The organism is Okeania sp. SIO3B5, from assembly GCF_010692555.1.
GTDB lineage: Bacteria > Cyanobacteriota > Cyanobacteriia > Cyanobacteriales > Microcoleaceae > Okeania.
In genome coordinates, this window is the sequence record NZ_JAAHHG010000281.1 from 1 (window position 1) to 13087 (window position 13087).

Genomic DNA, 13087 nt, shown 5'->3' on the forward strand with positions numbered 1-13087 from the left:
TCTCCGGCAAGCTGTATTGCGGCCGATAGTAAAGTTGGAGCTAGTGGTAAAAGATTAGTAGTCGTTGGCAGTTATGATCATAGTACGAAGGTGTTCGATGCCTCTAATGATACAGTAATTGAACTCCAAGACTCCAAAGAGCCGAATAACAAATCTCATAGTGCATCTGTTATGAGTGTGGCAATACTTACCCAAGGAGATAACTGCACTATTGTCACTGGTGGCTATGACAAAAAGGTAAAGGTATGGCAGCAAAATCCTGATTCAATGCAAAGCAATAAATGGAAAATCTTGGAGCTGAAAGACTCTAAAGAGAATAATACAGCCCATGGTTTACCTGTAGTGAGCGTGGTGATAAATGCGAAAAGCAAAGATATTGTTACTGTGGATCAGGACAATACAGTGAAGATATGGCAGTATGACTTGGGAACTAATACTTGGGAACTCAACAATAGTGGTTCCACTGTTAACTTACACAATTCTAGCGATCCTAATACTCATATTCCAATTGAAAACTCTACTGAAGCTCAAAAAGCTAGGATTTGGAGTGTCACCCTTCCAGATCGCTCAACTATTGCTGGTAGTTGGGATGATAGTAAAGAGAAAGTAGAGAAAGTTTTGCAATTCTTGAGATTACAGTCAAATCCCTTTAGTGACCAGTTAGCCCATCTTCGCCTGTACGATCGCTGCCTACCCCAACAAGAAATTCTAGCTAACATAGATAAAGATTTCCGCATCAGCAACGTTGGCAGCAGCACCATCCCCCTAGAGTTTGACCTCCAAAATGCCGATGGTGATACAGTTCTTTACCTCAACAACAGTGCAAGATCTAGCCCTCAACAGTTAATCCTGACCCTGAAAAACACCAGTAGTCAGACTGTCCGGCTGCCTAGCAGTCATGATACAGAACTCACCATGCTAGAACTCCAGTTTCGACCTGGGACCTTAAGTAAACCAGATCGGGTAAGCCTTGCAGGTGTCACCCTCTCAGGAACTCCCCTCAATGACGATCAAAACAACTGGAATTTGAGGCATATTTCTGAAACAGACGGAACAGATAGCTTTCATATCTCCCGCACTGCCCAAGGAACAAGTATAGCAGTTGGTGGAACGATCGCCTTTACTCTCAATGGCTTCACTGTAGATCATAAAAACGGCTCGCGGGCAACCAGGGTGCAATTGCGTTATGCTTTAGAAACTCTGAGCGATCGTGCCCCCTTAAGCGGCAGTCGCCAACACTATTTATCTCTAGTTCCCCTGGATGCAACAGGTCTGCACACCCAATTGACTACTCTGACAAATAAAACTCAAGATATTGTCAAGGCTACCTCCACCCACGATCTAACCCTTAATCAACTCCGAGCAGATTTGAACCAACTGGCTCAGGTTGTTTATCAGGTTGCGAGTGCAGAAAATAAGATTGCCGGGATGGTGCAACAGCTCGAAAATGAACCTATTGTTGCTGGGGTTGTTGGTTCAGCCACTATCCTCAACGATGGTAAGTCGAATAACGAAGTGCAGATTTACGTCTCTAATGTTACGAATGACCAATTAACCTTTGACACTGGGAGTAAAGTTCACTTTGAGATATTTCGATATGACTCCAACGTCAGACCCTGGGGATTACTTACTGATTCCAATGGAACGATCACTTCGAGCATCGTAGAGAACCCAACCAACTGGAAAATATCCTCAAAATCTGAATCAAATCACTTGCTTAATTACACGGTGACACCAAAATTATCACTAAATCATAAGTTAGGTATCTTCCTGACTGTTAAATTCATCTTGACTTCATCTGCAGCAAATGGTTCTGGATATGTACGGGTTCGTTATGAGGGTGTTAAACAAAGCGGGAAAGCAGATCCACTGCATGCTCATATGATCGTGCCAATTCAGCGGACACATATTTTGATTCCAGATCCAAGTACAGACCAAGCTGCAAACGATGCTCATACTGTTGTCGCTGGCAAGCTTGAAATGGTGGATACTCCCATCCTCACATTCCGGAATGGATCTTACCAAGAAACAAATTCTGAAGAATCAAAGTCCGCAGCCAGCATTTCTTTAAAACAAGAGCATACAGGAAAGACAAAAAGTTTAGCAATAGAGAGTGTTACTGGTATAACCCTGAAAAGCTCAGGCTCAGATGAGATAGAACTTCTATCAAAAGTCAAAAGTACCGAAGGGTTTATTGGTTCTCTGATCGTTTCAGATGGTGAAGCAAAAGGCACTCGTCAACCCTCCCAAAAGCGAGGAATTTATTACCAGGGACATCCAGGTCATTTAGTGCCTACAGGGGCGATTATGATGTGGTCTGGTACTGAGTCTGATATTCCTCAAGGGTGGGCATTGTGCGATGGCACGAACGGAACTCCAGATCTTCGAGGTCGCTTTTTAGTGGGAGCTGGAAATCAGGAGAGCGAATATACACCCAAGCAACAAGGTGGGTCAAATTCTATCACCCTCACGCAATCACAAATGCCTCAGCATAAACACACAGTTAAGATTGATGATCCTGGGCATGGCCATAGCTTGTTCAAGCTGCGCACATCCTCTACTGATGATGATGATAGCTCTTTAAAGGTCTACGCCCGTGATAGCGATGCCTGGATATGGGACACTGAGAAGGCTACGACTGGCCTTACGGTTCAACTTGAAGACACCGGGGAAAGTCAACCTTTTGATAATCGGCCTCCATTCTACGCTCTCTGCTTCATTATGAAGCTATAGTCAGATCCATTTACAGCAATGCATGAGGATGGTGAGGTACAGTTGAAGATTAATCTCTATCTCTGCAGTTCAGGCTTCCATTCATTAACAAGCAGGATGCTTGAACTGCCAAAATTACAATCGGGCGTTCATTGATTAAATAATATCATGTCCGGTAGCATCGTTTGTGTATAGGATTAATATCATGTCCGGATAATTAGTGATAAAAAAACTTTCTCCTTCAACTCCAGTTCTTCTTCTTTCTTCCCCTCCACCGGAGGGGTTAGGGGTGGGTTGACTCCTGACTTCCCCTCCACCGGAGGGGTTAGGGGTGGGTTGACTCCTGACTCCTCCGTAGTTATTTATATCAAATCCGTTTAATTTGGTATAAAAAAAGATTCCATCTTCACCTAGAGCGGAAAGAATTCTGAGTTCTCTTCCCTTCTGAATTGCAGGATTGCTGAATTCTGGATTCTGATTCAGAATCTTATTACACCGATGCTACCGGATTTAATATTATTTATCACTGTTCAAGCGGACATGATATAAGTCACAATTGTAAAAAACCCTTCTGCCTTCTGCCTTCTGCCCTCTGCCTTCCTTCTAAGATCAAACCTTATGAGCATTTCCCCATCTCAAGAGAGTCCTTTTGAACCATTGCCTGACATAAATGAGCAGGTTGGTCTTGTAATGCCGAACAATTCAGTATTACAGCAAGACATTGAGACTATGCTCCAGCAGGTAGTAAAACTCGATGTCCGCATTATTGGTTTTCAGCCTTTAAACCGTCCTGATTCAGTTTGGGTCTCTAGATTGACATTTGTTACTTCATCTGGAGATACCGATACCGTCATTGTGAAACACATTCCTGCGCCTAATTATCCCATCAGCACTCAGAAAACAATTCCACCAACCCATGCTGAAGAGCAATTTATTTACCAGTTTTTGTCTGGTATTCGACCAGCATTCGATCGCTTCCCTCATCTCCTGGCTTACCAACCAGGGCTGTTTATGCTAGAAGACTTGGGGACAGATAGTGTTAAAGAGCAACCTATTGAGGTTTTGATGGAGAGTTTGGCTACCACTTTGGCTCAACTCCATGGAGCCACTGCCAATCTCTACCCTCGTTATCAAACCATGCGCCAGGAAGCAGGAATTGAGGCAGACCAAAGAATGTATAGTCATCAAGAACAGGAACATTTATTTAAGATCGGCACAGGATTATTTTATAAATACTGCGATATCTTAGGGATTGATGTTACTCGCTGTCAGGAAATATTTGAGCAAGCTCGCTATGCAATAACTAACCCTGGTCTGTTTCTTGCACTGATTCACGACGATCTTGCTGCTGCACGCCAAATTGTCATGGTTAAAAATCAGTGCTATTTAGTTGACTTTGAGATGGCTAAGTACGGTCATATTTTGATGGATATTTGTAAGCCTTTGGTAGGGAAGTTCGACCGCAAGGGTAACACAGACTATTTTATTCTCAGTCATCTGGATTTTCCGATTACTTTCGCTGGCTGTTATCGTGAGAAATTGGAGAGCATCTCTGGCCTATCTTTCGATGATGCCACATGGAATTCCTCCCTTAATAATGCTCTAGTCTATAGCACATTGGTGAACTGTGGTGCTCTTTGCTGTGTTTCCCCTGCTTATAAGCCTTTGGGTGGGTTTATGAGTTTATTCAAACAACTGTTGCAACGTTTACTCATTCTCCTAGTGGATAATGACAATCATCGAGACCTCAGTCCTGTTTTAGAAGATTTAACTACTCGCATTGTATAGAACCCCTAAGCGTATCTTTTAGCTCTCTCCACCAAATGAGGGAGTAGGGAGTAGGGAGTAGGGAGTAGGGAACCCACCCCTTGCCCCTCCCCCTCCCAGGAGGGGAAGAATTGATGACACGCTCTACAATAATTGATTTGATTTTTGATGATTGGAAATATCTTTCTCCGAAAAGATATATGCTTAAGTTAAGTAATAGGAGCGTACACCTAAATTTTTAGAGATGCCACTCAGGGGTTCTATAGAACCCATTTGGTATCTATTCGGAAATAATATCAAATCCGCTTAATTGGACATAAAAAAATTATCCAATTGTCATAACTGCGCTCATCTTGTCTTATCTTTCTTCTCCTGAATTCTGAATTGCAGAATTGCTGAATTCTAAAGACTTAACCATTCTATGGCTGTTTAACCGGATTTGATATAATATCATATTCGGTAGCATCGGAGCGTGTATAAAATAAAGGTGATACTCTTGAGAAAACCTTAGGGAAGAAAGGGTTAAAAGGGATAAAGTTTTTTTATAACTGATTATCCGAACATGATATAAATTCTAAATTCAGAATTCTATCCACACTCCCCTACTCCCCTTAACCTCCCACTCTCCAAAACAAAACTCCATAAACTATGAGCCATTTCTAACTTACTACAAGACGGAATATCTCGCCGACGGCCTTCAGCATCCAGAAAAATTCCTTGATTTGTATCGCTACCAAAACCAGCTTCCTTTCGATCAATAGGGTTAGCAACAATAGCATCTAAATTTTTCATCTTCAATTTCTCCAACGCAGGTGCAACAATATCTCCAGTCTGTGCCGCAAACCCAATCAAATATTGTTGGCGCTGCTTTAACCGTCCTAACTCCGCTACAATATCCGGTACAGGTGTCAAAGGTAATAAATCTGGTAGCGATCGCTTCGGCAACTTCTCACCACTATATTCAGCAGGCTTAACATCTGCTACTGCTGCACTCATCACAACTATATCTGCTTCAGTAAAATGAGATAACATTGCTTGTCGCATCTGAGCAGCACTCACTACCTCCACAGTTTTTATCCCTGATAACAGCAACTCTCCCGAAATACTATGCACCAAAGTAACACTTGCACCCCGATGCAATGCCGCCTTAGCTAAAGCTATACCCATCTTACCCGTAGAAGGGTTGCCAATATACCTCACAGGGTCTAAATGTTCTCGTGTTCCACCTGCGCTAATTAATATTTTCTTACCTGCTAAATCTCTTTTACCTGCTGTATATAACAAAGATTTTATATTTGTGACTATTTCTGTTGGTTCCGCCATTCGGCCTTGTCCAATGCGATCGCAAGCTAATATTCCCATATTTGGGCTGATACCATAATATCTTTTTTCCATCAATATTTGTTGCCAATTTCGCTGTACTGTCTGTTGTTCCCACATATCAGTATTCATTGCCGGAGATAATAAAATTGGGCAACGAGAAGCCAGCGCTGTATTAGTTAACAAATTATCTGCTAAACCGTATACTAATTTTGCCAAAGTATTTGCTGTGAGAGGAGCAATGACTATTATTTCTGCCCATTCTCCCAACTGAATATGTAATGGACGTCCGTGAGTAGATTGCCAAAAATCTCGATCTGTATAAGCTGGATAACGACAGAGGGTGGATAAAGTTAGAGGTGTAATGAACTGTTGAGCAGCATCTGTCAAAATTGCTCGTACCTCAATTCCAGATTTTACGAGAGTAGAAACTACTTCACAAATTTTATAAGCTGCTATACCACCACAAATACTGATTAAAACTCTTCTAGCCATAATATTTTTTTTGTAGGCAACAGGGAACAGGGAACTTTCAATAATTAATAATTAATAATTAATAATTAATAACTGGAGAGTACAAAGTTATTCCCAAGAACAATTTGCGTTGAAGGCTGAAAGTATTACTGTAAAAACCTTACATGACTTACAGTTCTGAATAAAGAGTTTTTAACCTTTATATCGCTGAAAGCCCTAGCTAGCAATAGTTATTTCCAGAACTTTGCACTGTCTAGTTATTAACTATTAATTAGGGTTTGCTGATTAAATATCGCGCTTATTGACTGATATTGGTTTGAGCAATTTTAGATCTGTAAAAAGTGCGAGGTTTTAGGTGGTAATGGTTCAAAAATTCAGGATTTTGGTCAAGAGTTGGGCAGAACCATCTTGGGAAAATTCTTACTCCTACCTCCTCCAAATTCCCATTTATTCTGTCTCCCCCTCCCCTCCTGGGAGGGGCGAGGGGTGGGTTGGCAGGGGGAGGGGCGAGGGGTGGGTTGTCTCCTGTCTCCTACCTTCACTCATAAGACTTTTTCAGCAAGCCCTAATTATTTATCCCTATTCCCTAAATAAATAGGAGTGTTGGGTAAAAAGTATCCAAGTTTAAAAATACCTTGTTTACTAAACCAACACTCTCAAATTTGATAAAATAATTAAATTACTGACTTACGCTTTCCCCATATTTCCCTCAAGCTTCATCACAAGGCTCTAAATCCAATAAATGAATATAAGGCTCAATTAACTCTGGACGTTGAAAGGCGATCGCTCGTAGCAGGTGCCAATCATTCAACCCGTCAAAAGGATTTTGATAATCATCTTCCTCCAAACGTAAAGCTAACTTAGCTACATCCTGCGCAGTTAAATTAGCAACCTCGTGTAAAGAACGGGCTATAGTTTGCATCAAAACTGACCTCCCTGAAATGGCATCTGCTGATAGCATTAATTAAAACGGAGTGCTATTTACACTCCCATTTAATATAATAGTATTTCTAAGCTTTTGCCATAGTATCTATCACAAAACTTCGCATTAACTTTACAATTTCTGGAATAATCTCATGTCCCATATTAAATTCTTGGTATTGTATATTTGCCCCCAGATTTGTGAAAGTATCACGGGTTCGTCTTCCTTCTTGAATAGGTAAAACTGGGTCTTGTATACCATGTGTAACTAGAACAGATGGTAATTTTTCTCCTGATGGTTGAAGTTGAGAATGTAGATATCCACTTAAAATAATTAAACCTGCTATTGGCAGAGTTACTCCTACATCCATAGTCATTGCCCCACCTTGAGAAAAGCCACATAGAATAGTTTTAGATAAAGGTATCCCTGTTTTACTTTCTAGAGAAATTAGCCAATCAATTAATATTTGGCGACTTTCAGGGAGACCTTTGAATTCTAAATTCTCTAAGTCATACCACATTTTTCCCCCTGGAACTTGAGGATGAGGCAGTGGAGCATCTGGAAATTCAAACCAATAATCAGGCAAATTTAACTGTGTTGTTAAAGGTGTTAAATCGTTACAGTTAGCTCCCCAGCCATGTAAGAGAACAAGTAAACCAGTAGGTTCTGAATTAGGTGAGATGGTAATTGAACTTAATTGGGTCATTTCTAGTTATCAGTTATATTGAAGAAGGAAGAGGAAAGAAGGAAGAAGGAAGAAGGAAAAGAAAGGTTCAAAGGAAGAAGGTTTTTTATCACGCTATTATCCGAACATGATATTATATCAAGTTGCACTGATTAACCAAAATATCAAAAAATGGCATATTCCTCAACAGTCATCTTAAGATGACTTAGATTATTAGCCATCTCCAGAAAAGAGGGAACAGGGAACAGGGAACAGGGAACCCACCCCTAGCCCCTCCCAGGAGGGGAATAATTGATAATTTCTGGATAAGAATTGATTGTCTTTTTGATTTTTGGAGATGTCTATTAGCCAAGGATTGAAATTCTTGGCTTACTCCCCCTCTTGGGAGCAGGGCTAATTCATTGTCGCGCCTAGAATATTTACAACTGTATATTTTTGGTTAACTCACTCTAGCAAGATGTACAAAATTTCAAAATTTCAAAGGATACAATTTTTCTCTCTTGACGATAAATTGACCTTACTCCCCCACTCCCCCACTCCCCCACTCCCCTACTTCTTTTTTCTCTCGTGACAATAAATAGACCCTGCCCTCTTGGGAGGGGTTGGGGGTGGGTCCCCCATCCCCAAATGCTACCAGATTTAATATTACCTCGGTGGTAACTGTTGAAAAATACCTCTACCTCCACCTCCAGTGATAGGAGTTATAGGTTGAGGTGATACACGATCGCCAGAACTACCACCAGCAGGTTGAGAACCTCTCATCATTCCATCACTAGAGGGAACTCCACGAGAAGGGTTAGAAAATTCGGCATCAGATGATACATTTGATACATTTGGAGACATGGTAAAACCCGATCCTGGTGCAGTACCGCCACCCATGGGGTCCCCTGTACCACCTGTAGCATTACTTAAAAAACTGTCAGAAAAGCCAGTGAAATCTTGTTTTCTCTCTTCTTCAAAAAATGGTACGTTTATTCTACGTTGTTTTGCTGGTTCTCTAGAATTTTCCTCTTGAGCGTAAGCTACAGATATTAAGCCAAAGGAAAAAGAAGAAAAAATCAAGAAACATATCAATTTATTAATTGAATCGATCAGGAAAGGCAGAAGGCAGGAGGCAGAAGGCAGAAGAGAATTATGAATTCTGTCTTTGTTTCTTCCCAAATATTTTACTCTTTTTTGTTGCACCTTTACTCTTGTTTGTTCTCTGTTTCTTACTGCTATCAAAAAGCTATTATTCATAGGTAAATATAATAGTTGTTCTAATTTTTTTTTTGTTAATTTTACCGAATTATTAATTATTAATTATTAATTATTAATTATTAATTATTAATTAATTCTGGTTTAAAGCCTCCCCTTTTAAAGGGAAAAAAGCGGTCGAGGGATGGATGGGTTTCCTAACCATATCCAATGGACCAAGAGAATAAATAATATCTCCTGATATTCAATTCCGTAACGGTTTTAACCAGAGGTAATTATCAATTATCAATTATCCATTATCCATTATCAATTATCCATTATCAATTAATGAATTATCTTTTTCATTTGGGTTTAATACCCCACCATCTACAGGATATTGATAATTGCTTGGGGCTTGATATCAAATTCGGTAGCATCATTAGTGTATAACATAAAGTTACAACTGGAAAAACCCTTCTGCCCTCTGTCTTCCTTCCGCCAAAGTCTAATTATTCAAGCGGACATGACATGAGTCCCCATCCACTTCTTCCTTCTTCCCTCTTCCTTCTTCCTTCTTCAAAGTCAAAAGCGGAAAGTTGTCCGTAAAACTCCTATTACAATTGTTTCATTATCTTCATTATGTTCTGGATTAGTTACTACAAAAACTCCGGGAGTAATTGTGATATAATCGTTAACTTTATACCGATAAAAGGTTTCAATATGATAAGAAGTATTCTCATCTTCCTCAATACCATTATCTCCATCAACTAATTTTAACGGTTTACCAAATAAAACTGCAAATAAATCTCCTTGACGACCAAAAGGATCAGACATACCGACAGAAAATAAATAAGTATTAGAAGTAGCATGAGCATCAGAATTAATATAATCTGTAAATACCCATCCTCCCCAAGCACCCAGAGTTATTTTCTGCCAAACTCGCCATTGCACTGTACCACCCACAGCATTAATATTAGCAGGTAGACCTAATCCTCCAGAAGTATCAGCATTTAAACTACCAGTAAAAGTATCCAAATAACCATCTTCTGAATAAGCATTAATATAAGTCACACCAGTCAATACATTATCAAACGGAACAGTTAAAAATTGGACTCCCACAGCACTATGACCAGCATCAGTAATACCACCTTGGCCTGTGGGACCGTTACCAGGTTTTTCGCTATCCCGCGTACCGTAGGCAACTTGCAAACGTACTTTGTCAGTAACTAACCAGTCAAAACCTAAACCAGAATCTAATCTACCTATCTTAAATATCGGACTAGAGTCAGTAAACCGGGAAATAGATCCACGACCTGCATCAAAATAAGGGGAGTTAGCTGTGAGGACGCTATTTAAGCTGAAGTTGACAGGACGGAAAGTGAAGACTACGCGATCGCCAAAAGCGGGAAAACGATATTCCAACTTAAATATCTGAAGCTCATCAGTGGTATTTGTCTGGTAAGATAAAATTGCCATATCTGTATTAAATGACTGCCTACCTGCAAAACTACTACTACTGAAATTTGCCGCACCTAATTCTATTCGTAAGCGGTCTTTACCTGTAAAGGTTGTAGCTGTTTGCAGTCGGACTAGATAATTAAAAATTGTGTTTTTGTCTCCGTCTCCACGTCCACCAAAAGCATTCGTTATATCCTCGCCGCCGAAACCATTGGTTAAGCCAAATATTACTTCTCCACCAAATATTGTTGTAGTACCATTAAACCTATTTGCTTCTAATTCTGCAGTGCGAGCTTCAAGTACATCTATTCGACCACGGAGAGCAGCTAACTCTGGAGCAAATTCTTCGACTAAACGTTGAACAGCAGCCATATCCTCGCGACTCGCTAAGTCTACTGTAGACTGATCAATTAATTCTGTCATTCTATCTAAGCACGCATTTAGCCCGGCAGCAAATTCGTATCGGGTCATAGCTCGGTTGCCTTTGTAAGTACCGTCTGGATATCCTGCAATACAGCCATAACGTTCTACTAATGATTGTAATGCTTGAAATGCCCAATCAGTAGGTTGGATATCTGAGAGTTGGGATACAGAGGTTACTTGGTCTAGTTCTGAAAGGTCGTCATATTCATCTGATGTTTGTGCTAGTTGTAGGGTTTTTTTTCTAACTGTTGAAGAAACAAATTGGGAGTTATTCAAACTATCTAATTTTGGTGGTGGTAGTAAATAGGGAAAAGACTCATCTTGAGGTTTAACTTTTGTAGAATTTATTTGTGTTAATCCAGTTGCAGATTTTGCCGATGTTAAAGGAAGTCCTAGAATAAATATTGAGATTAAAGATAATAAAAATTTACTTTTCATGTTATTTTGTCCTCATATTATCGGTATATTTATGGAAATGGCTGTACTTTGCTTTCAGTACATATTGACATCCTCCCGACGCTGCTCTGCGAGACAGCGCGGGATTCCCATCTATCACTCGAACAGACTAAGCTGAACAAATGACTCAGAGTGGGTTGACACATCACTGGAAAATGCTGGCTTGCCAGTCTGACGCTTCTTCCGTGTCCGTTTAATTGTCTCCGAGTGCCCCTCGGCGACTTCTGCAAAAAGTGATAACTGTACGGGATTTTCTGTTGTTTTAGTTTCAACCTTGGTTTTTGGTTGAACGATTTCTAAAATGTTTACCGCAGCGTTGACATCTCTATCATGGGATGCGCCGCAATTCAAACAAGTCCATTCCCTAACATTGAGTTGCTTTTTACCACCTTTAAAACCACAATTAGAACATTTTTGAGAAGTGGGTTCCCACCTAGAAATAACTCTAAATTCCCTACCATATTTCTCGCATTTAGCCTCAGTCAAAGTCCTGAATTCCCTCCATCCTAAGTCGCTGATTGCTTTAGCTAACTTACGGTTTTTAACCATGCCAGAAACATTCAAGTCTTCTAAAACAATAGTGTCGTATTCTTTAACCAAATTAGTTGATAATTTGTGCAAGAAATCTGTACGAATGTCTTTGATTTTAGCATGGAGTTTAGCTGCCCTTAACCTATGCCTTTCACGACGCTTACTGCCTTTTTCAGTACGAGCAAATTTACGTTGGAATTTAGCTAGTTTCTTAAGGTTTTGCTTGAGAGGTTTTGGTGCTTCAAACTTTTCACCATTACTCAAAGTTGCAAATGTCGAAATGCCTAAATCGATGCCTATTGAATTATTAGTTTTAGGCAAAGGCTCGGACTTAGTCTCTACTACAAAACTAGCGAAATAACGATTTGCTGAATCTTTGATTATTGTTAGAGAACTAGGTTCAGCAGGCAATTTTCGCTTACCAACTATTTTAATCTTACCTACCTTTGGTAGATAGATTTTATCTTGACCAATTTTGTAATTAGCACCTACAAATCTTGCAGTTTGCTTTGACTTTCTGCTCTTGAATTTAGGTGGTTTAACTTTAATGCCTTTTCGTTTACCTTTGCAACTATCAAAAAAGTTTTTGTAAGCTTGTTCTAAATCCTTGAGAGACTGCTGTAATGGAGTAGATGCGACTTCTTTTAACCAAACTAATTCTTGCTTGGCTTGAGTAATGAATTGTTTAGTTAAGTCCACATAATTAGGCTTCTTTTGGCCGTTAGAATATAGTTGATTACAATGTGCTAATGTACTATTCCAAACATATCTGCAACAACCAAATAGTTGATTTAATTTGGTTATTTGGATATGATTAGGATAGATGCGGTACTTGTATCTGGACTTCAATGTTTTTGGCCTGTTACTAACAAAAAAGCGATTTTATTATAGCATAGGTTGTCATTCCCATACGACGCTCCCTTGCAGGAGAGCGCGGGTATAAATGCCAATATTAGATAATTTAAGAGGTTTATTATCATGAATATTTTCTTCCAGCAACCATAGGGGTGAATTCGAGCAACCGTAGGGGCGAATGGCATTCGCCCTAGCTAAACTTTTCAACCCGTATCTTGAGCAGGGGAGTAGGTAGGGAAGTTGCGTGCAACGTCCGTACAGGGAGTGGGAGAGAAATAAAATTTAATATTATTTTTCTTGCCTTTGTA

Annotated in this window: 7 protein-coding genes and 1 pseudogene; 2 read left to right on the plus strand and 6 right to left on the minus strand. The window is 39.9% G+C overall.

The window, feature by feature from the left end:
* Both F6K54_RS28240 and F6K54_RS28245 read left to right on the plus strand, forming a co-directional pair.
* Nucleotides 1–2733: pseudogene (locus F6K54_RS28240) on the plus strand (hypothetical protein); the annotation flags it as partial.
* 669 nt (nucleotides 2734–3402) lie between these two features.
* Nucleotides 3403–4500, plus strand: a complete 1098-nt coding sequence (locus F6K54_RS28245) for a phosphotransferase (RefSeq protein ID WP_293085107.1) — start codon at nucleotides 3403–3405, stop codon at nucleotides 4498–4500.
* A 567-nt stretch (nucleotides 4501–5067) separates the two neighbouring features.
* Here the strand turns inward: F6K54_RS28245 and coaBC are convergent.
* From coaBC to F6K54_RS28275, 6 genes are all read right to left on the minus strand, one after another.
* On the minus strand, nucleotides 5068–6294 hold the full coding sequence (coaBC, locus tag F6K54_RS28250; RefSeq protein WP_293085109.1) for a bifunctional phosphopantothenoylcysteine decarboxylase/phosphopantothenate--cysteine ligase CoaBC: 1227 nt from the start codon (nucleotides 6292–6294) through the stop codon (nucleotides 5068–5070).
* A 688-nt stretch (nucleotides 6295–6982) separates the two neighbouring features.
* Complete coding sequence (locus F6K54_RS28255) at nucleotides 6983–7195, minus strand: DUF2555 domain-containing protein (RefSeq protein WP_293085111.1); 213 nt, start codon at nucleotides 7193–7195, stop codon at nucleotides 6983–6985.
* Nucleotides 7196–7283: 88 nt separating this feature from the next.
* Nucleotides 7284–7901, minus strand: coding sequence for an alpha/beta hydrolase (locus F6K54_RS28260; protein ID WP_293085113.1), 618 nt, complete (start codon nucleotides 7899–7901; stop codon nucleotides 7284–7286).
* A 624-nt stretch (nucleotides 7902–8525) separates the two neighbouring features.
* Nucleotides 8526–8942: a hypothetical protein gene (locus F6K54_RS28265; RefSeq protein WP_293085115.1), complete on the minus strand. Its 417-nt coding sequence runs from the start codon at nucleotides 8940–8942 to the stop codon at nucleotides 8526–8528.
* 696 nt (nucleotides 8943–9638) lie between these two features.
* Nucleotides 9639–11375 (minus strand): iron uptake porin, encoded by a 1737-nt coding sequence (locus F6K54_RS28270; protein ID WP_293085117.1) that lies wholly within the window; start codon nucleotides 11373–11375, stop codon nucleotides 9639–9641.
* Between the two features lie 114 nt (nucleotides 11376–11489).
* Nucleotides 11490–12773, minus strand: coding sequence for an RNA-guided endonuclease TnpB family protein (locus tag F6K54_RS28275; protein WP_293085119.1), 1284 nt, complete (start codon nucleotides 12771–12773; stop codon nucleotides 11490–11492).
* Nucleotides 12774–13087 lie beyond the last annotated feature (314 nt).

Coding starts and splice junctions, on each gene's coding strand:
- coaBC (WP_293085109.1), bottom strand. CDS start 6,294: ATGGCTAGAAGAGTTTTAATCAGTATTTGTGGTGGTATAGCAGCTTAT.
- F6K54_RS28270 (WP_293085117.1), bottom strand. CDS start 11,375: ATGAAAAGTAAATTTTTATTATCTTTAATCTCAATATTTATTCTAGGA.
- F6K54_RS28260 (WP_293085113.1), bottom strand. CDS start 7,901: ATGACCCAATTAAGTTCAATTACCATCTCACCTAATTCAGAACCTACT.
- F6K54_RS28245 (WP_293085107.1), top strand. CDS start 3,403: ATGCCGAACAATTCAGTATTACAGCAAGACATTGAGACTATGCTCCAG.
- F6K54_RS28255 (WP_293085111.1), bottom strand. CDS start 7,195: ATGCAAACTATAGCCCGTTCTTTACACGAGGTTGCTAATTTAACTGCG.